Origin of the sequence: Halomonas denitrificans (assembly GCF_003056305.1) — a bacterium.
GTDB classification, from domain to species: domain Bacteria; phylum Pseudomonadota; class Gammaproteobacteria; order Pseudomonadales; family Halomonadaceae; genus Halomonas; species Halomonas denitrificans.
In genome coordinates this window covers 282,864-303,531 of record NZ_PYVX01000001.1, presented here as the reverse complement: position 1 = coordinate 303,531, position 20,668 = coordinate 282,864, and the positions used below count along the sequence as shown (strand labels likewise).

Sequence of the window (20,668 nt, the reverse complement as noted above, 5' to 3'; positions counted from 1 at the left end):
AGTTGGTTAGATGCTTTGGTAATCTGCTGCTAATCGGTACATAAGATCTGTGTACATAATTTCATTTAAGGTATATTGCGGAGGAAGTCTCTTGCTCTAATGGTGTATGATGCCGAGCGTTTATTCAGAATATTATTTTTTGATGGTAACCAGTTGTTGTGTTTTATTTTGTTAAGCTTGAGGTGTGAGTTAAGGTTTTTGTAAGAAGTGTAGCTTTGACGTTTCTTTTTGTAATTAATTGAATAAGGTTTCTTGTGAAAGATAGAGTGCTAATCATATCTAACATGTACCCGTCACGTGCTAAGCCGTATAGCGGTGTGTTTGTAAAAAATCAATATTATCATCTTCTAGATAAAATGAAAGGTGGCGTAGAAATATATTATATGGAGAGAAGCTTTACAAATAAAGCTGGTTCTTTGGTTAAGTATGTTTTATTTTTCTTAGGTTTCTGTAAATTCTTTTTCAAAAAGTACACGGTTGTCCATGTGCATTATTTCGGTCCTCACTATTTTCTAGCTTTAGCTTATAAGCTTTTTCATTGGAAGTGTCGTATTATAATAACATTTCATGGTGGTGATGAGACTCGACTTGATAATCTTTTATATCGTTGGCTTGCATCATATAGTGATACAGCTATATACGTCGGATCTGGGCAGAAGGTTTATGTCTCTTCTTTAAAAAAATATAATGTTTGCATAAAACGCCTTCCTGCGGGGATTGATCAAGCTGTATTTTTTCACCAAGGTTTAAGGGAGAAAAAATATGATTTTATTTTTGTTGGCTCCTTCTATAAGGTAAAGGGTTTTGATATTTTTGTAAAAGCCGTGAAAAAATTCAATCCGGGTGATGTAAAAATATGCATTGTCGGAAGCGGTCCTCTAGAGCAACAGTTAAAAGAAGAGTTGTGTGGGCATTCATTTGACCTTTTCAAGGACGTTAGTCAAGAACGTATAAGTTATTTGCTTAATAAGTCCAAGTGGCTTGTTTTTCCATCCCGAGGCGATTCTTTTGGACTGGCTGTGAGTGAAGCGCTATATTGTGGTACACCAGTAATTGCCTCCGGTATTTTAGGGGTCAAAGATCAGGTTGATATAGGGAAGAACTCTTTGCTGGTTTCGGATCTTAATAGCGTGAATCTTTTTTTCTATATGCGAAAGGCTATGTTAATGCCTGCGCACGAATATGAGAAGTATAAGAGATCCTGTATTTTTTCAGAGAGGACCTACTCGCTTGATAACGTTTGTCGGGAATTAATAAACATTTATAAGGCAAGCTGACATGGGAAAAATTAAATTAATATTATATTATGCCATAGTTCAAAACCTGCCACACTCTAGATACTTTAAAGCTTTCTCTAAAGTGCGAGTCTGGTATGCGGTGCATGTACTAGGTGTTTTGGAAGACATGTCTAATTCTGTTATCGAGCCTAAAGTATATCTAGGTGATGGCACTAAGGTTACCATTGGTAAAGGTTGCCAGATTAATGAAGGTGTATTTATTCAAGGTGCTGTTATTGGGAAAGATGTGATGATTGCACCGAATGCATCATTATTATCTAACATGCATAAGTTTGATCGAGTGGATATTCCGATTAAAGATCAAGGGAAGGTTAAAGGAAATTTAGTTAAAGTTGAAGACGATGTTTGGATAGGGCGAAATGCTATTATACTGCCTGGGGTGAAATTAGGTAAGGGGGCTATTGTTGGTGCTGGTTCGGTTGTTACAAAAGACGTTGAAGCGTATGCAGTTGTAGGAGGAGTCCCTGCGAAAGTTATTTACAATAGACTTGGTTGATGGCGAGGATTTTTTGTGATCATTTACATAATGGGTGCCGGCCGCAGTGGTACTACTCTGCTTGATATAGTAATTGGAAACCATAAGGAAGCATTCAGCGTTGGAGAGGTTAGGAAGTTTTTTGTATTCGAAGGAAAGCCACCATCTAGGGATAAAAATGATAATGTTTATGTTTTTTGGAGAGAGTTTTATGCAGGCTTGAGTAAACAGCTAAAAGAAAATAAGTCTATAGAAAAATGCGCCGCGCTAGAGTACCATACAAGTTACCCACTTGTCCTTTTTTTAAGGCTTTTTAATTGGGTCCCGAAAAGTTACTGCAGGCTTTGGAGAGGGTTTTTTAAGTCGTTTTTTGATTATATTGGTAGTAGTAAGAGCATGGTTGTTGATTCTTCTAAGTATCCTGCCCGAGCTATGCTTTTGTCCATGGTTTTTGATGATGTTAGATTAGTATATTTGAAGAGAAATCGAAGAGATGTATTAAAGTCATTTTCTAGGAAAGGTTTGGAGCAGCCTTCAAAGTCAAAAGCTAGCGCTAAAGCTTATCATATAATAAATGGTTGGATGTGTGGCATCGCCTATGGGTTACATCGCAATCATAAATGTGTTGTTAATTATGAGGATCTTGTTCATAGTCCTTCTGATACTATTGCAAGTATTCTTGAAGAGCTTGGAGTTGATCCTGATCCGATTTTGATTGACAATCTTATCCAAGGGGGGGCTCTTAGCACGGGTAATGTTTTCGAGGGGAATCGTATTCGCCTCAATGATACTTTGGCTATTAATAAGTGATGCTGCTATGTTTGATGTAGAAAATTTTGCTTCGCGGCGTAAGTTCATTCTTAACACCCCCTTTGATTATGTTGATAAGAATGGCCTTGTCGCTTGTATCCTTAAACGTATTGAAGACGGAGGTACGTGTGTTGATGTGGTGATTACTCCAAATGTTGATCATGTTCTAAGGGTAAATAAAGACCCCTCTCTTAGGGAAGTATACAATTCGGCTTGGCTTAGTGTTTGTGATAGTCGTGTTTTAGAGTTTTTGGTTAAAATAAGAGGGCACGAAGCACCATGTGTGTTCCCAGGAAGTGAGATAGTTGCATCGTTAGTGAACGATAAATTTTTTTTGAGCCGAAAGGTTGCGGTGATAGGTGGCTCACAAGATGTTGTTTCAGAGTTTAAAAGGCGATTCCATTTTCAGAGCCTTTTCCACCACAATCCCCCAATGGGGTTTATCAACTCTGTGAAAGAAACTAACGAATGCATTGATTTTGTATTGGGCGTTAAGCCTGATGTTATTTTTTTGGCTGTCGGTTCTCCTCAGCAAGAACAGCTCGCATATAAGCTTAAACAGCAAGGCGGCATTGGAGCTTTGTGCCTTTGTGTGGGTGCGTCAATACTTTTCTTAACTGGACATGAAAAGCGGGCTCCAAGAATAGTAAAGTCAATGAGGCTTGAGTGGTTGTACAGACTCTTTAGAAACCCTAGAAGGCTATGGAAAAGATATTTAAGTAATTTCAAGATTTTTCCATTGATGTTTACTTCTAATTTTAAGCCTTCAAAGGAACCTGGTGTGCCAAAATCCGGTTCTCATTGATTATTTATTTCGGTGTGCCGGCTGCGTTGTTAATAATATTTATTTGAATTTTGTTTTCTGTATACTACGTTTTTAGCTAACTCCCTTTGTGTTTTATAAATAGCTGGAGTGACTTTCGATATGCTTTATCCTGTGATTCTTGCTGGAGGCTCTGGATCACGCCTTTGGCCACTGTCGCGCCAGTTGCGCCCCAAGCAGTTCCTGCCGCTTACTGGCGTGGGAACCATGCTGCAGGAGACGCTCAAGCGACTGTCGCCGATCGAGCACCACGCACCGCTGTTGATTTGCAATGAGGAACATCGCTTCCTGGTGGCCGAACAGTTGCGCCAGCAAGGCATCAACGATGCGCGTATCCTGCTTGAGCCGGAAGGGCGCAATACCGCTCCGGCCATCGCTTTGGCGGCACTGCAGGCGATGGAAGTTGAGCCCGAGGCGTTGCTGCTGGTACTAGCCGCCGATCATCTAATTCGCGATGTGGCGAAGTTTCACGTGAGTGTGGGTCATGCCCGTCGGCTCGCCGAACAGGGACAATTGGTAACCTTCGGCGTGGTGCCCACCCATGCCGAGACCGGCTACGGCTATATCCAGCGTGGCGAGGGGCAGGGCGAATTCGGCTTTCAGGTTAAGCGCTTCGTCGAGAAGCCCGATGCCATCACGGCCGAAGAATATTTGGCAGTCGGTGGTTATTACTGGAACAGCGGCATGTTCCTGTTCTCGGCCAAACGCTACCTCGAAGAACTAGAGTGCTTCCAACCGGCCATGGTCAAGGCCTGTCGCGCTGCCTTGGGCGGTGCCAGCGAGGATCTCGACTTCACGCGGCTCGACGCCGAGGCCTTCAAGGCCTGCCCGGCCGAGTCCGTGGACTATGCGGTGATGGAGCGTACCGAACGCGTCAGCGTGGTACCGCTGGACGCTGGCTGGAGCGATATAGGCTCCTGGTCGGCGCTGTGGGAGGTCAGCGAGCGTGATGCCCAGGGCAATGCCTGTCACGGTGATGTGATGCTTTACGACAGCCATAATCTGCTAGTGCATGCCGACCATCGCCTGGTGGCTACGGTGGGCGTCGAGGATCTGGTGGTGGTAGAGACCAAAGATTCGGTGCTGGTGGCCCACAAAAATCGGGTGCAGGAGGTCAAGCAGATCGTAGAGCGACTCAAGGCGGAAGGCCGCAGCGAGCAGTCGAATCATCGCGAGGTTTATCGCCCTTGGGGCGTCTACGACAGTATCGACAACGGCGAGCGCTATCAGGTTAAGCGCATAACTGTGAAGCCCGGCGCCAAGCTCTCGGTACAGATGCATCACCACCGCGCGGAGCACTGGGTGGTGGTCTCGGGGACGGCCAAAGTCACCATTGGTGACAAGACCTCCCTTATCAGCGAGAACGAGTCGACCTATATCCCAATCGGCCAGGTTCATTCCTTGGAAAATCCTGGTGTGATTACTCTTGAGCTGATTGAAGTACAGTCTGGCTCGTATCTGGGAGAGGATGATATCGTTCGATTGAAAGATCAATATGGGCGCTGCTAAATAGGCTGACTTAAATGTTTCATAATACTACAGGTCTTGCCGAACGTTACCCAGCCCAGTTGATTATTCCTTTCGTTGATGCATTTTCCATTGTCATGGGTGGGTTGCTTGCGCACTGGTGGCGTTTCGAACATTTCCAGTTGCCAGAACGTTTTGTGCTGGCTATGGCCATCATAGCTTTGCTAGTAGTGATGCTCAATACTGTGCTTGGCGGTTATACCCGTTGGCGTATCACCACTATTTCTACATTGCTGGGTCGTTTGCTCCTAGTCTGGCTGGTTGTGGCACTGCTGGCTACGTCGATCATCTATTTTTCCCATGCGGCGCAGCGCTACTCACGTCTGTGGGTGGGTGGTACATTACTGCTATCTTTTGCCATCGCTGGTGGTGCTCGTGTGGCAGTGCAACTCGTACTACGCGGGGCTCGTTTGAAGGGGAGGGCGCGTCGCTCAGTATTCTTGGTGGGGCCGGGACATCATTTGGTGAATGTTGCCAAGGGCATGCGGGCCTCACCAGGCGAAGGCTACTCCATTGCTGGTGTTGAACGCATAAGTGGAAGTGTGGGTGATGCCTGGCTCGAACGTATGGCCAGACGAGTTACAGATTGCGAGGCTCGGGAGGTGTGGATCTGTGTGCCCTTGGAGATGGGCAGTATCGTGCGTTCTATCTTCTATGTACTGCGCAACCATACTGCGGAGGTGCGTCTCATACCCGACTTTCGTGACATGCATCTGTTGAACCATCGGGTGAGTGAAGTGGCGGGTCACTATGCTATCGACTTGAGCGTGACACCCATGAATGGAATGGCCAGGGTGATCAAGCGACTCGAAGACATCGTGGTCGGTGGCATGATCAGTATACTTGTCCTGCCAGTCTGTATCGTCATCGCTATCGCAATCAAGATCAACTCGACCGGTCCGGTGCTGTTCAAGCAATATCGCACCGGAGCTAATGGTAAGCAGTTCAAAGTCTACAAGTTCCGTTCGATGAAGCTGCATCAGGAAAAGAACGGCCAAGTAACCCAAGCCACCAAGACCGATCCGCGTATCACCTCGTTTGGCGCCTTCCTGCGTCGGACTTCTCTGGACGAACTGCCCCAGTTCTACAACGTGTTGCAGGGGCGTATGTCCATTGTGGGTCCACGACCGCATGCTTTGGCGCACAACGAGCAATATAAGGAGCTGGTGGAATCCTACATGCGCCGCCACAAGGTCAAGCCGGGCATTACCGGCTGGGCCCAAGTCAATGGCCTGCGTGGTGAGACGGATACCTTGGAAAAGATGGAAAAGCGGGTTGAGTATGACTTGTGGTACATCGACAACTGGTCGGTCTGGCTGGATCTGCGGATTATCCTGTTGACGGTGTTCAAAGGCTTTATCAACAAGAACGCGTATTGAGGGGCGAATGACGACCTTAGTAACGGGGGGCGGGATATATCTGTTCTCATACAGTAGTTGAGCTGCTGAATGCTGGACACGAGGTGGTTGTGATTGACAATCTCTGCAATGGCTCCGAATTGGCTCTGCGGCGAGTAGAAGCAATAACTGGGAAGAACGTCACCCTCTTGAAAGGATACATCCGGGATCGAGCCTTACTCGATACGGTGTTTGTCAAGCATGCTATCGAGGCGGTGATTCGCTTTGCTGGGCTCAAGCCGGTGGGTGAAAGTGTCGATCGACCTCTCGCCTACTATGAGAACAACGTTCATGGCACGCTAGTGTTGTGCCAAGCAATGGAAGCGGCTGGAGTGCGGTGTCTGGTGTTCTGTTCTTCGGCCACTGTCTACGGAGAAGAGGAGCCGGTTCCCTATGTGGAGTCGATGCCCCGAGGCAGGACGTCGAGCCCCTACGATACTTCCAGGGCCATGGTCGAGTAGGTGTTGGAGGACCTGTGCGCCGCCGACTCGCTCTGGTCCGTGGCCCTGCTGCGCTGCTTCAATCCCATTGGTGCACATTCCTCTGGGCTAATCGGTGAGGATCCGTGCGGCATTCCCAGCAACTTGATGCCCAATATTAGCCAAGTGGCGGTGGGGCGGTTGCCGGTGCTTTCAATCTTCGGCAATGATTATCCCACCGTCGATGACACCTGCGAGCACGATTACCTACAGGTAGTCGACCTGGCTGTTGGCCACCTCAAGGTCCTGAGGGCACTTGATGAGCCAAGTGTCAGTTGCTTCAACCTGGGCACTGGGCAAGGGTGTATCGGTTCTCGCTATGGTCACTGCTTTCATGGCCTCTACCAGCGTCGCGGTGCCTTATCGCTTTGCGCCGCGGCGTCATGGCGACTTGCCTGCCTTCTGGACGGATGCTGGCAAGGCGGAGCGTGAACTCGGGTGGCGCGCGGAGCGTGGCCTTGAAGAGATGATGGCCGATACCTGGCGCTGGCAATCCTTGAATCCACACGGCTTCGACAGCTGAGCTTCCGCTCCCCTGTTTGCTCTGTGCTAGAATGACTGGCCTTCGTGCCGGTCATTCGCGTATATGGCCTGGTATTTTCTCAGGACAAATTAGATTCATGCCGATCATGACCCATTCCATCACTTCCGTAGCAAGTTCGCCGTTGCGACTCTACACTAGCTTGGCCGTCTTCTTGCTCGGAGCTATTGCCCTGATCGTGCCCTCGGGGTATTCGCTGGGGGCGGTGATGTTGCTCCTCGGCAGTTCGGTGTTGTTGTTTAAGCGACCGGTGCTCGGCTTGACGAGACAGGACTGGTTGGTAATTGCAGCCCTGTCAGCTTATACCGCCATCGGCGTATTCGAAGCCTGGTGGGATGGGCAGGGAACCAGCGGGATCGACAAGCCGATTCGCTTTCTGCTGTCTGTCCCCGCGATGCTTCTGGTCATGGCCTATCCGCCACGCTTGGCGTGGATGTGGAGCGGGCTGGCCATCGGAGCCATTGGGGCAGGCGGTTGGGCCAGTTGGCAGAAGCTCGTCGAGGGAGCTTGGCGCGCGTCGGGCCATACCCATGTCATCCAGTTCGGTAACCTGAGCATGCTGTTGGGTATTTTCTGCCTGGCTGGGCTGGGTTGGGCCATGGAACAGCCTCGCCGGAAAGCCTGGTTGGTATTCTTGCTGATAGGGGCGCTCATGGGGATCCTGGGCTCGCTCTTCTCCGGCAGCCGTGGTGGCTGGATTGGCTTCCCCTTCGTGCTGTTGGTGCTCTATCGCGGATACGGGCGCGAATTGCCGGCCCTGCTTAAGGTGGGCGCAGTAATGGCAGTCTTGGTTATGGCCTCGCTAGCGTATGCGTTGCCGCAGACGGGGGTGCAGTCTCGCGTGCATCAAGCCTTTGACGATGTCTCTCGCTACGCCTCCGGCGAAAGCCAAACCAGTTCGGTTGGTGCTCGCTTCGAGATGTGGAAGGGGGCGACACAGCTTATTCTTGAGAAGCCGTTAACGGGCTGGGGCGACAACGGTTATGAGCAGGGCATGCAGGCGCTGGCCGAGGCCGGAGTAATTGATTCGGGTGTACTCAGATATGGTCATGCCCATAACGAGTTCATCGATGCCTTCGCCAAGCGCGGGATCATAGGCTTAGTGGTGCTGCTTGCGCTTTATCTCGTACCCATGAAGTTGTTTGCGAAACGCTTCGCCACTCGGGATCTGCAGCAGCGATCCCTGGCCGTGGCAGGAGTGCTGTTGTCGGTGGCGTATATTGACTTCGGGCTCTCCCAGGTCTTTTTGGCGCATAACAGTGGGGTGATGATGTTCGCCTTCTGGTTGGTTGTCCTTTACGGGACGATGAGGGCGCATGAGTCGCGGAAATCGAGTGTCTAAGGGCTTACGGGACCAGCGGAGTGGATCTTGGTGGCTTGAGGAATGAAGAGGAATCGCCGATCAACCTCGACCGTACCGCTCGCCCCGGCGGGTGATGCGGCGTTTGCGCCTTTGTATGATTCACGCATGCACTGGCCCATCCGCCGTGCGCAATGTCAGGTAGCCGTACGATCAGGGTTTCAGTCTGTTGTCGGTATGCCTTTCGAACGCATCGCGTTGAGTTGGTGGCGGGCCGGCCTGCCTGGCACCAGCACTCTTGAAAAATTTGGATTGCCCCGGCGCGCGATTGAGGAGCGACTGGGGGATGCCTTGATATTGCGTGTGGATCCGTGCGAACTTATCCGTATCACCGATTGGCGAGGCTACGCGCACAGAAGCCGGCCATCATCGTCCGCCTTTTTATGGGATGGCGAGTGGGACCTCCGCCGGGGGGATCTTCGTCAGGGATCACGCTACCGATTTATTAGCGATCTCGACGACCACCGGGATGACCTGCGCCGAACAGAGCGGTTTCGCGAACTGAAAGCGCGTCTGGATGCCGGCCGTCCGTGGTCTTCACACCAGCAGGGTATACTGCTGGATTCAGAGAATCGTATTCTCACCTATTTGCGAGTGTATTTGAGCTTTCTCGATGACATGGCGGTGAGAGGCTTTGATGCCCGTAGAGGTAAGGATCAGCTCGGAGTTGCGGTTAGTCGTGAAGGGCGACTGATCAAAATCAACCGCGGCCTGCATCGTCTTGCCATGGCGCAGAGGTTGGGTTTGCCTTCGGTGCCGGTGACGGTTAAGGCTGTGCACCGGGAATGGTGGGAAACCGTCACGCAGGGGGCTACCGGGGAGGAAGCATTGACGCGCGTCAAGGTTCGTTTGGCCGAGTGTCTTCCCGAGACCGAGCCCGGGCCGTTGGATCCTTCCCCTACGTAGCTGGCGTTTTCTCCAGAGGCCGGGCCGGGGTCGAGCAATATCCGAATGCTGATTCAACCGCGGTGAGATGCCGCGCTCTCATCCCCAATGAAGAGAGCATGAAGTCGTGTTTCTGCCAGGGAGTGGTAGGCTTCGCCCCGTAGCTTGGTCACAGTCAATGAACGCTTCAGCGCCGGCCACTGGTCGGCGCTTTTCGTTGGTAGCCGGCGTACGTGGGTATCGATCCAGAGAATATCTCCGTTTTTATCGATTAGCAGGTTATCGTAGTGAAGATCGCGGTGTGCGTAGCCTGCCCCGGCTAGTCGGGCCACCTCTAGACAGAAGCGCTCCAGGAAGGCGAGTCGGCCCTGTTCGTCGAGTTTGTTGAAGACCTCGCCGCCCGGTTGTGCGTTCTGCACGTGCTCCATCAACAAAAGCGAGCCGTTGTGGTTGCCGGGGTTGAGCGATACCCCCCAGCCGTAGCAGCGGGGCGTAGCCAGGCCGGCACGACGCAGAACCTGCAGGCTTCGATATTCCTTTCGTGCGTCGGTCTGGCCAAGCCAGCGTTTCTCGAGGTAGTCCCTCAGCAGCCATTTCAACGGGGCCTGGCGTCGGGGGAACTTGTCCGGTACCACTTTGGCGAGAATTTTCTGGTCTTGTGAGACGAAGAAACGACTGCTGCCCAGGGCCTCGAAGGCCTGGGTGGTTGTGGTGCTCGAGAACGCCAGCTGATTCGAAAGGCCATCCGGATGGACGACCAGGTAGCGGCGGCGGCGGTCATTGAAGGGGATATCCAGCAGTTTCACGTCATGTCCTAATAACTAAGCCCTTGATCAGAGCGTTTCGAACAGAGGCAGAGTGCTCTCCTTGAGGAACGCCAAAATCAGCAGGCGGTGCTCGATGCGCCCGCGCAGGATGAAGACGATGACGTCGTAGCCACTCTGGCTCAGCTGATCCACCGTGTATAGCAGCGATTTTTGAGTGCCGCCGCTGTGCTGTAGAGGTCCTCGATGACGAAGGCGAAGCGTTGATGTCCATGGAGATCTTGCGGCAAAAAATCTTCGAAAGCTTACCACAATGTTCGTGATAAGTGGTTGGGGCGCGTCCAGGGAAGGATTGCGTTACAGTTCAGCCGGTGCCTCAAAGAAAACACCATTAAGCTCTTCATTACGGCATGGCCGGTTTTATCGGCCATGCCGTTGCCGGGGGCTGGCGGGGCAGCAGCACGAGATCGTCGGGACCGACAACCTCAATGCCTATTACGATATTTCGCTCAAGTAGACTCGCTTCGACGATCTAGCCGGTTACAAAGATGTGCGATTCATAGCTGGACCTGGCCGATCGCGAGTAGATGGCCGCACCGTTCGCCGAGCACCGCTTCGACCGGGTGATTCATCTGTCGTCCCATGCGGGTGTTCTCTACTCCCGTGAGCCCCCCAAGTCTACGTCAACAGCAACGCCTCCTACATTGACGAGATCGTCGGGTTCGTCGTATGTGTGCTTGATGTTATTCCCGGACCGATCTGTAGTGGTAGGCCGGCGACTCGGAGCCAGACAGCTCCAGAGCGCTATATGCGATGCGTCCTACAATATCGGCCATGGCAGTCTGGTGCCATTGATATACTACTAGAGCTAGAAAAGGTTGCTTCCGGCTGTGCGGCGATCTGCGACTGCTTGCCCCTGCAGCCGGGAAACGTGCCGCGTGCCTTGAATGATGCCTACGTGCTATTCCAGCCAACGGACTATACCACTATGGTCAGCGTTAGGAAGAAATGAGCTGGATCGTGACGTGCTATCGCGGGTTTATGGGGTTTAGAGCGGTCTGACACCATTCGCGCTTTATCTTGATGGAAGCATCGAGCTGACAAGGGCGGCTTTGCTCCCAAAACACCTTTACAATGCGGCGACAGCGTCTACCGGATAGAACAGATCACCGGGACAGATCAGGAGACAGGGAATGAAGATCACCATTTTTGGAACGGGGTACGTGGGCTTGGTTACCGGCACCTGCCTGGCCGACGTGGGCCACGACGTGCTGTGCGTGGACGTGGATGCTGACAAGATCGCCCGCCTCGAGGGCGGTGAGATTCCCATCTACGAGCCCGGGCTCGAGCCCATGGTGCAGGCCAACGCCGCGGCGGGACGGCTGCGCTTCACCACCGATCCTGAAGAAGCGGTGGCCTTTGGGACCCTGCAGTTCATCGCCGTGGGCACGCCCCCCGATGAGGATGGTAGCGCCGATCTCAAGTACGTGCTGGCGGTGGCGGAGACCATCGGCCGTCACATGAATGAGTACAAGGTGATCGTCGATAAGTCGACGGTGCCTGTCGGCACCGCCGATCGCGTTCGCCAGTCGGTGACGCAGATCCTTGAGACCCGGGGAAAGGACGTCGATTTCGATGTCTGCTCTAATCCAGAGTTTCTCAAGGAGGGCACGGCGATCCAGGACTTCAGCCAAGGTGCGCGGATTGTGGTCGGCACAGATTCCGAGCGGGTCATGGGACTGATACGTGAGTGCTACGCGCCCTATATCCGCCAGCAGGAAAAGCTGATGTTCATGGATGTTCGGGCCGCCGAGCTGACCAAGTACGCCGCCAATGCCATGCTGGCGACCAAGATCAGCTTCATGAATGAGATCGCGAACCTGGCCGAGCGGCTGGGCGCCGACGTGGAACAGGTGCGCCGGGGAATCGGCTCGGATCCGCGCATCGGCTACCAGTTCATCTATCCGGGCTGTGGCTATGGCGGCTCCTGCTTCCCCAAGGACGTGCAGGCGCTGGCACGCACCGCGGCCGACGTGGACTACCGGGCGGAGCTGCTCACCGCCGTCGAGTCGGTGAACCAGCGCCAGAAACAGACGCTCTACACGAAGCTCAAACAGGCCTTCGATGGCGATCTGGCGGGGAAGACCATCGCGCTATGGGGCCTTGCCTTCAAGCCCAATACCGACGACATGCGCGACGCGCCGAGTCGCACCCTGATGGAGGCACTGTGGGACGTCGGTGCCCGGGTGCAGGCCTACGATCCGGAGGCGATGCGGGAGTGCCGCCGACTCTACGGCGTGCGCGATGATCTGGTGCTGGTGGGCGATCGCATCCAGGCGGTGAAGGGCGCCGACGCCCTGGTGATCTGCACCGAGTGGAAGGAGTTCCGCACCCTGGACTTCACCTGGCTGAAACAGCAGCTGGGCATGCCGGTAGTGGTCGACGGCCGAAACCTCTTCGAGCCGGAGACGGTGAAAGCAGCCGGGCTGCTCTACTTCGCAGTGGGGCGGGGGGACTCGCTGAGCTAGCCATCACGGCCTAGAATATCTCACACCCCGCTGGTCCCGATGGCGTCATCGACGCCTCGAGGTCGCCGTCGAGGCCTGACATCGCCTACTTCCTTCCCTTGCACCGCTCCGCCAGAACGGTCGGCGGGTATCGTCTGATGGGGCAGGGGGAGCCAGGCCCTCCTCGAGTCCACGGTTACACCCCTCCTAATTAGAGGCCGCTTCTGGCCGACTCCTCTCTCGCCCAAACCCTCTCTCCATACCTCTTTCGCCAATACACCTGCTTGCCCCCTTTCCCGCCGTCCCCTTTCCAAGCTTTTGTCGCTAATACATTTTCTTGCCAGCATCTTGCACAGAGCATGAGGCTTGCCTGGTACACGATCAGTCTCTTGGATGAGAGGGGATGCTGGTTCAGCCATGTCCGCCTCATCATCTTCTCTCCATCCTTGCGAGCTTTCCCGTAGGCCACTTATCACCCGTGGCGAGGCAGGAAAATCCCAATGTGGCGGAGCAGTCACTTTGTAAGCTTACGTTATCTGTTCGGCCTGAATTGTTATTGGAATGTATCTCGATGCGTGCCGAGGCACGTCTCGGCGGGCGAGCAGCCAAAAGGCGGGAGGAAGCAATCGAGAGGTTGCTCCTCCAGCGGCCACGGGCTTCGGGGTGATGCCAAACGACATCCCCGGGGCGGTAGCGTGGCCTGGCAATAAACAGCGGGGATGTCGCCATGATCATGCATGCGGTACACGCACAAGACGAGGCTCCAGGGGAAGCGCAGCGTGTCGCCTGGCGATTCGGGGGCGGGTTGCTCGCCATGCTCGTGGCGGTTGTGCTATCGGGTTGCGCCCTGGCGCCGGGGGGGCATATCGATGAGGACCATATTGGTGAGTCTTTGGACGAGCGTGTCGATCTGGAACCAATCACGCCTCAGTTGGTGGCCGCCATGAGTCACTCGCAACAGGCAATGGCTCGGCCGATGCCCAGTGAGGCCCGCCGCGAGCTGAGCGATTATCAGTACCGTGTAGGGCCAGGAGATGTGTTGAGCATCATCGTCTATGACCACCCGGAGCTGACGATACCGGCGGGGGCAGAACGAGAAGCCGCAGATACCGGCAACCGGGTCCAGACGGATGGCACCATGTTCTATCCCTATGTGGGCCGCCTACAGGTTGGAGGGAGATCTCTGGAGGAGGTGCGTCGCTTACTGACCAGCCGCCTGTCCAGCGTGATCACCGACCCTCAGGTGGAGGTCAGCGTTGCCGCCTACCGATCACAGAAGGTTTACGTGACCGGTGCCGTGGAGACTCCCGGAACCCTGCCGATAACCATTGAGCCCATGACCATATTGGATGCGATCAGCCTAGCGGGGGGCACCACGCCAGAGGCGGATTGGCACTCCACGACCTTGGTGAGAGACGGCCAGAAACACCAAATCTCGCTCTATGACCTGCTGCGCCTGGGCGACCAAAGCGATAACCGCCTGTTAAGGGATGGCGACCTGCTGCATGTCCCCACGGCGGACAACCAGAATGTGGTGGTGCTGGGTCAAGTCAACCGCCCCGGCACTCTTTCCGTCGGGAACGAACGCATCAATCTGACAGATGCCTTGGCCAGAGCCGGAGGGGTCAACGAGAGTCGTGCCGAGCCCTCGGGAATCTTCGTCATTCGCGGCCATGCCCTGGAGAGTGAGAAACTGGCCACCGTCTATCAGCTTGACATCAGCGACGCAACACGGTTGATGCTGGGGACTCGCTTTCCACTACAGGCCCAGGATGTCGTCTATGTCACATCCGCGCCGATCGCTCGCTGGAATAATGTAATCAGCCTCTTGTTGCCGTCTATCGCTCTGCCTGGCGACATCGGCTCGTCCGTCGATGAAGCGGGGAGCCTGTGATCATGGCGGTGCCCTGTTGGTTCAAGTCGCTCGTGCGGTTGCCACGTCGTTTCAAGCGCTGGTTGCTACGGCTTACGGATATGCTGCTGGTGGCGCTGGCCATGGTCATGGCTGTCCTGCTGGTGGGCGACAGCCAGACCTTGTGGGATGGGCGTACCTTGGCGGTGATGGTTCCAATGGTATTGGTTACACCGCTGTTTTTCGAGGTATTGGGCATCTATAGGGTAGTGCTGCGCTACATGAACCGGCGCGTGATCAAGACCATGATGGCTGGAGTCGCATTTGTGGCCGCTGGGATGATCCTGCTGGACATGATCATGGGGCAGCCGTTTGTGCTAAGGGTGGTGCCGGTATTCGCCATTCTGGCGCTTCTGGGGATCGGTAGCCTGAGGCTCGTGCTGCATGAGCTCTACCAATTCAGCTGTCGGACCCAGCGCAAACCGGTGATTATCTACGGTGCCGGTGCTGCGGGTTGCGAACTGGCGCGAGCCCTGCAGCAGGGCGGCCATTACTGGCCGCGTGCCTTCGTGGACGACTGGCGTGGACTCCAAGGCTCGCTGGTGGAGGGGCTACGCGTCTATCCGCCCGACGATCTAGGCGGGCTGGTGGATCGACTGGGTGTGGAATTGGTCCTCCTGGCAATTCCCAGTGCTCCACGCTGTCGACGCAGGGAGATTCTGGAGGATCTCGCCGAACTCACCATCCCGGTGCAGACCATCCCAGGGACAAAGGATCTTGTGTCCGGGCGAGCATTCGTCAATGAGACCCGCGACGTCGCTGTTGAGGATCTGTTGGGGCGTGAGCCTGTGCCGCCTTTTCCTGATCTCATGGCTCAGGACATCCGCGGCAAATCCGTCATGGTCACGGGGGCAGGCGGATCGATCGGTGCGGAACTGTGCAGACAAATCCTTCTGCAGAAACCGCGACGCCTGGTGCTGGTCGACAGCTGTGAGTTCGCTCTTTACTCCATCGAACAGGAGTTGCTAGGCGACCGCGCTGGCGATGGCCGCGGCGTGTGCCATGCAGCTCTGATGTCGATACAGCAGCATGAGTGCCTAGAGGCGCTCATGCGGCGTGAAAGCGTGCAGACGCTCTATCATGCTGCGGCCTACAAGCACGTCCCTCTAGTGGAGAGCAACCTGATCGAGGGCATACGAAACAACGTCTTCGGTACCCTAGGCCTGGTGAAAGCTGCCGTGGCAGCCGACGTGGGGAGTTTTGTGATGGTCTCCACCGACAAGGCGGTGCGACCCACCAATGTCATGGGAGCTACCAAGCGGCTTACTGAACTCATCTGCCAGGCCTTCGCTAGCCGCTATCCACGGGACGTCAAGACACGCTTGTGCATGGTGCGATTCGGTAACGTCTTGGGATCTAGCGGCTCGGTCGTGCCCCGTTTTCGTGAGCAGATCGCCCGCGGAGGCCCGGTGGAGGTGACCCATGTGGAGATTACCCGCTATTTCATGACCATTCCCGAGGCTGCACAGCTGGTGATCCAGGCTGGGGCTATGGGGGAGGCCGGTGAGGTGTTCGTGCTGGATATGGGCGAACCCGTGCGTATCGCAGAGCTGGCTAAAAGCATGATCCGGCTTTCAGGGCTAGAGGTGAAGAGTACGGAGAATCCAAGCGGTGATATCGAGATTCGCTATACGGGCCTAAGGCCTGGTGAAAAGCTCTACGAGGAATTGATCATTGGCGATTGTGCTCATCCCACCCCCCATCCGAGAATACTAACGACTCGCGAGCGCTACTGGTCCTGGGAGAGGTTAGAGCCTTTTCTGGAAAGTTTGAACTCAGCGGTAGAAAGCCGCAATGAAGAGAAAGTCATCACACTGCTAAGGCAAGCGCCGCTGGACTATCGGCCAGGACTATCGACCACCTTCGCTGGGACGCCCCCCGCTAGTGAGTCCTTACCGGAGAATGCAGCCTCAGCATCCGGCGCACAGGAAGGTAATGAGGGATGGCAGGGAATCAGCCATGCCGCTAGAGCAAGACTATAGGGAGCCGACAAGGCGGTAAGGCTCATGCTTAAGATACTATTGAGCTTCCTGATCAGCAGTTCAAAAGCCTTGCGGGAAACGTAACTTCATGCGATGAATGTAACTGCTTTAAATCCAAAATGGATAGTGATTTTCTTGTAATTGATGATGTAAGTAAAAATTGATATAGAATATGCCCCTTGCAAGTTTAATTGTAAGATCCGTCGGAGGATATATGAATATAGTGGTTACTGGGGGGGCAGGCTTCATTGGTTCCGCTCTCGTGAGATACATTATTAATAACACGAATGATACTGTGGTCAATCTCGATAAACTGACCTATGCAGGAAACCTGGAGTCGTTGAAGGATGTAGAGCACAGTGAAAGGTATCATTTCGAGAAAGTAGATATACTTCACAGTACTGGTGTCGAAGCGGTATTCGAAAAATACGAACCCGACTCTGTTATTCATCTGGCAGCAGAGAGTCATGTAGACCGTTCTATTGATGGCCCAGAAGAATTCATTAATAACAATATATTGGGTACCTTCTATCTTATCGAAGTCTGCCGGGCATACTGGCAAAAAATGGGAAACTCTAGGAGAGAAAAGTTTCGATTCGTCCATGTCTCCACGGACGAGGTGTTTGGAGATCTGGGCGATAATCAGTCACTATTTAGTGAAGAAACGGCGTATTCTCCTAGTTCACCTTATGCTGCCAGTAAGGCCAGCTCAGACCATCTCGTGCGTGCCTGGCGGCGCACCTACGGCTTTCCCGCCCTGATAACGAACTGTTCAAACAACTACGGACCATATCAATTTCCGGAAAAATTGATACCACTGATGGTGATGAACGCACTGGATGGCAAGCCGCTTCCCGTTTATGGAGAAGGACGACAAATAAGAGATTGGCTGTACGTTGAGGATCATGTCCGAGCTTTATACATGGTGCTGAAAGAGGGAAGGCCGGGAGAAACCTATAATGTAGGCGGAAACAATGAAAGAACAAATAAAGAAGTGGTGGAAAGAATCTGTGAGACTCTGGGAGAGCTATTACCTCGCTGCAAGGGGTGCCAAGAGTTGATTACTCACGTGCACGACCGACCTGGTCACGATAGCCGCTATGCAATCGATTCTACGAAGCTCAGGAAGGAGTTGGGATGGGAACCCCGAGAAGACTTCTATAGTGGGATTCACAAGACGGTTTCTTGGTATCTCAATAACCTTAGCTGGTGCAGAAACGTGCTGGATGGCTCTTATCATCGTGAACGACTAGGGCTGCAGGGAAGAGACGTAGCTTAAACAATCATCATGCTCTTATCAGCATATAATGAAAAGTCATCTTAAAGCTATATCTCATATCTTCACTTTCGTTCAGACAAGATGACGATGTACTTTAAAGGACTTCAGCTCTCATCATGGAAGATATGCAGGGTGCATTGATTGTTATGTTAATAGGATAAGGTCTTCATACTTAGCCAGGTGTCTTTGAATTCTAATGATTGAGTATAAAAACACCTAAACATTTCATGGCACAGTATTTGTGAGCACCTGGGAAGCATGGATTTCGATATGAAATACACCAACACCAATCTTCATGTATGTAGTGAAGAAAAATTCATGCCATCATTTATTGACTTTGTTGCGAAAAATTTCCCCGACGCCAGTAATGTTTACTACATAAGGAAAAAAAAGGAAAAGATATTATATAACCCTTCAGCACAGGATGGGGAAGAAAATGGAACGATACTGAGGGGAATTCAAGATGTGGTGATGGTAGTGAGATTGCTCTATACGTCAAAAAGAATTGTTCTACATGGGTTCACCAATAAGTACGTGATTATGTTTTTAGCCATGAATCCTCGGTTGCATGCGAAATGTTACTGGTCTATATGGGGAGGTGAACTTTATTCATTTAAAAAAAGAAAGGATATACCAAGAAAGATCTACGAAAAAATATTCAAGTCTAAGGTTATAGGCGGCGTAGGTCATATATTGACTTATGTGCCGGGTGATGTTGATCTGGCAAGAAAATGGTATGGTGCAAAGGGCGAACATATAGAATGCCTTATGTACACAAGTAATGTGGTGCCGGATAAACTTGAAAAAAACAATAGGGAAAGGAAACCAGGGCGCCTCAAGATAATGGTTGGTAATTCAGCCGCACCATCAAACCGACACGTTCATGTTTTCAAAAAATTGAAAAAAATAGAGTGTAATGGTGTCTGCATCATATCGCCACTTTCGTACGGTGATAAAAAATATGCAAATGAGGTTCGTGAAATAGGTATGGAAATCTTTGGTCAGGATTTCCAGGCTATTATGGATTTTATGTGTTATGAAGATTATTTAAAGTTCTTGAGTGATATAGATATTGCTGTTTTCGCGCACGACCGTCAACAGGCCATGGGTAACATCATCATGCTTCTGGCACTTGGGAAAAAGGTTTACATGAATAAATCTTCAACCTTGTCAAGAATGCTTTGTAATACAGGCTTAACTATATTCGATGTTAACGAATTAAGTCTTGAGGCTATTGGTGAAAAAGAGCGAGATGATAATATCAGGATCATTAAAGAGAAGTTCAACTCAGATGTCCTAAAACATCAGCTACGGGCAATATGTGACTAAATTGTGGGCCTGAGAGAGTTACGTTTCGATAACAATCATGGTGGACTCGATGAAGGTAGAATTTAATCAGCCGCTTTATACGGGACAAGAGGATGCTCATGTCTTGTCTGCCATGCATGGAAGATGTCTTGCAGGTAATGGGACGTATACAAGGCTGTGTCAGGAATGGTTCGAGACAAAATTCGGCTTTAATAAAGCATTAATGACACCTTCCTGCACACATGCCCTGGAAATGGCGGCTCTGCTGATAAATGTCGTGCCGGGTGATGAAATCATCATGCCGAGCTATACATTCTCGAGTACAGCAAATGCCTTTGCTCTGCGCGGGGCGGAGATTGTCTTCGTTGACGTTCGGCAAGATACCATGAACATGGATGAGACTCTCCTGGAAGAAGGAATATCTGAAAAAACCAAAGCCATTATCCCCGTTCACTATGGCGGCATCTCCTGTGAGATGGATGTCATAATGAATTTGGCTGAGAAATATGGGATATATGTGATTGAAGATGCCGCACAAGGAATGATGGCTTCATATAAAGGCAAGGCACTTGGTTCAATCGGGCACATGGGATCTTACAGTTTCCATGAAACGAAGAACTATACCAGTGGCGGTGAGGGGGGACTCTTGATAATTAACGACAAATCGTTGATAAATAGAGCAGAAATCATCAGGGAAAAAGGAACCAATAGAACACAATTCCTGAAGGGAATGGTAGACAAGTACAGTTGGTGCGATATAGGTGGAAGTTTTCTGCCATCTGAGATTCAGGCTGCGTATCTCTGGGGACAGCTTGAGCAGGCTACAGTGATCAATGAAGGTCGACGTCATATATGGTCAATATATGCTCAGGAATTGTCAGCCTTGGAGAAAGAAGGGAGGATTTGCCTACCGAAGGTTCCCCTTGGTTGCAGGCACAATGCGCATATTTTCTACATCAAAACCGTAAAACAGTATGAAGCAGTCTTCTTGATGGATCACTTGAGAAGTAACGGTGTATCGGCTGTCTATCATTATGTACCGCTACATACTGCTCCCGCATCGCGAGGCATCAGCCGCTTCGTTGGGCAGCACGATCATACAACTTCTGAAAGCGACAGGTTAATAAGGCTGCCAATTTGGTATGGTATGGATGAAGATGATGTTCACTGTGTTGTAGACTTAATTCGTCGTTTTTACGAAAGCAAAAATGCGGAAGAAATTTTGTTTGACTCGCTGCCTGCCAAACAATAAACAGACAGGGTTAGGTAAACTAAGCAACCTGTTCATTCGTGCTTTTTAAGAAAGGAATAGGGTGAATGG

General features: G+C 51.9%; 18 protein-coding genes. 16 read left to right on the top strand and 2 right to left on the bottom strand.

Annotated features, from left to right (window positions below; genetic code table 11):
* The first annotated feature begins 284 nt into the window (after positions 1-284).
* The 10 genes from C9F13_RS01345 (at position 285) to C9F13_RS01305 (ending at position 9,616) form a co-directional block, all read left to right on the top strand.
* Positions 285-1,277 (top strand): glycosyltransferase family 4 protein, encoded by a 993-nt coding sequence (locus C9F13_RS01345; protein WP_108444443.1) that lies wholly within the window; start codon positions 285-287, stop codon positions 1,275-1,277.
* A gap of 1 nt (position 1,278) precedes the next feature.
* On the top strand, positions 1,279-1,794 hold the full coding sequence (locus C9F13_RS17850) for an acyltransferase (RefSeq protein WP_108444442.1): 516 nt from the start codon (positions 1,279-1,281) through the stop codon (positions 1,792-1,794).
* Positions 1,795-1,809: 15 nt separating this feature from the next.
* Positions 1,810-2,583, top strand: coding sequence for a sulfotransferase (locus C9F13_RS01335; protein ID WP_108444441.1), 774 nt, complete (start codon positions 1,810-1,812; stop codon positions 2,581-2,583).
* Positions 2,584-2,590: 7 nt separating this feature from the next.
* Positions 2,591-3,388: a WecB/TagA/CpsF family glycosyltransferase gene (locus tag C9F13_RS01330; protein WP_157955141.1), complete on the top strand. Its 798-nt coding sequence runs from the start codon at positions 2,591-2,593 to the stop codon at positions 3,386-3,388.
* Between the two features lie 120 nt (positions 3,389-3,508).
* Positions 3,509-4,915, top strand: coding sequence for a mannose-1-phosphate guanylyltransferase/mannose-6-phosphate isomerase (locus C9F13_RS01325; protein ID WP_108444439.1), 1,407 nt, complete (start codon positions 3,509-3,511; stop codon positions 4,913-4,915).
* A 14-nt stretch (positions 4,916-4,929) separates the two neighbouring features.
* Positions 4,930-6,312 carry an undecaprenyl-phosphate glucose phosphotransferase gene (locus C9F13_RS01320; RefSeq protein WP_108444438.1) on the top strand — a complete coding sequence of 461 codons (1,383 nt, stop codon included), beginning with the start codon at positions 4,930-4,932 and terminating at the stop codon, positions 6,310-6,312.
* A gap of 83 nt (positions 6,313-6,395) precedes the next feature.
* Entirely contained in the window at positions 6,396-6,791 is a 396-nt protein-coding gene (locus C9F13_RS17830) for an NAD-dependent epimerase/dehydratase family protein (RefSeq protein ID WP_342747758.1), read from the top strand.
* A gap of 277 nt (positions 6,792-7,068) precedes the next feature.
* Entirely contained in the window at positions 7,069-7,332 is a 264-nt protein-coding gene (locus C9F13_RS17825) for a GDP-mannose 4,6-dehydratase (protein ID WP_342747757.1), read from the top strand.
* A 97-nt stretch (positions 7,333-7,429) separates the two neighbouring features.
* Positions 7,430-8,692 carry an O-antigen ligase family protein gene (locus C9F13_RS01310; RefSeq protein ID WP_108444437.1) on the top strand — a complete coding sequence of 421 codons (1,263 nt, stop codon included), beginning with the start codon at positions 7,430-7,432 and terminating at the stop codon, positions 8,690-8,692.
* A 126-nt stretch (positions 8,693-8,818) separates the two neighbouring features.
* Complete coding sequence (locus C9F13_RS01305) at positions 8,819-9,616, top strand: hypothetical protein (protein WP_245888674.1); 798 nt, start codon at positions 8,819-8,821, stop codon at positions 9,614-9,616.
* Positions 9,617-9,669: 53 nt separating this feature from the next.
* On the opposite strand, the gene C9F13_RS01300 is transcribed toward C9F13_RS01305, so the two are convergent.
* Complete coding sequence (locus C9F13_RS01300; RefSeq protein WP_108444435.1) at positions 9,670-10,401, bottom strand: lipopolysaccharide kinase InaA family protein; 732 nt, start codon at positions 10,399-10,401, stop codon at positions 9,670-9,672.
* Positions 10,402-10,428: 27 nt separating this feature from the next.
* The gene (locus C9F13_RS17745) at positions 10,429-10,554 is read right to left on the bottom strand and encodes a hypothetical protein (RefSeq protein ID WP_281261059.1); all 126 of its coding nucleotides are present in this window, start codon (positions 10,552-10,554) and stop codon (positions 10,429-10,431) included.
* A gap of 998 nt (positions 10,555-11,552) precedes the next feature.
* On the opposite strand from C9F13_RS17745, the gene C9F13_RS01295 reads away from it, so the two are divergent.
* From C9F13_RS01295 to rffA, 6 genes are all read left to right on the top strand, one after another.
* Entirely contained in the window at positions 11,553-12,887 is a 1,335-nt protein-coding gene (locus C9F13_RS01295) for a UDP-glucose dehydrogenase family protein (protein ID WP_108444434.1), read from the top strand.
* Between the two features lie 793 nt (positions 12,888-13,680).
* A complete protein-coding gene (locus tag C9F13_RS01290) occupies positions 13,681-14,760 on the top strand; it encodes a polysaccharide export protein (RefSeq protein ID WP_483866728.1) in 1,080 nt (359 codons plus the stop codon).
* A gap of 2 nt (positions 14,761-14,762) precedes the next feature.
* Positions 14,763-16,760: a polysaccharide biosynthesis protein gene (locus C9F13_RS01285; protein WP_108444433.1), complete on the top strand. Its 1,998-nt coding sequence runs from the start codon at positions 14,763-14,765 to the stop codon at positions 16,758-16,760.
* Between the two features lie 214 nt (positions 16,761-16,974).
* The gene (gene rfbB, locus C9F13_RS01280; protein ID WP_108444432.1) at positions 16,975-18,039 is read left to right on the top strand and encodes a dTDP-glucose 4,6-dehydratase; all 1,065 of its coding nucleotides are present in this window, start codon (positions 16,975-16,977) and stop codon (positions 18,037-18,039) included.
* A 270-nt stretch (positions 18,040-18,309) separates the two neighbouring features.
* Positions 18,310-19,368, top strand: a complete 1,059-nt coding sequence (locus tag C9F13_RS01275; RefSeq protein WP_157955140.1) for a TDP-N-acetylfucosamine:lipid II N-acetylfucosaminyltransferase family protein — start codon at positions 18,310-18,312, stop codon at positions 19,366-19,368.
* Between the two features lie 37 nt (positions 19,369-19,405).
* On the top strand, positions 19,406-20,599 hold the full coding sequence (gene rffA, locus C9F13_RS01270) for a dTDP-4-amino-4,6-dideoxygalactose transaminase (RefSeq protein WP_245888672.1): 1,194 nt from the start codon (positions 19,406-19,408) through the stop codon (positions 20,597-20,599).
* Positions 20,600-20,668 lie beyond the last annotated feature (69 nt).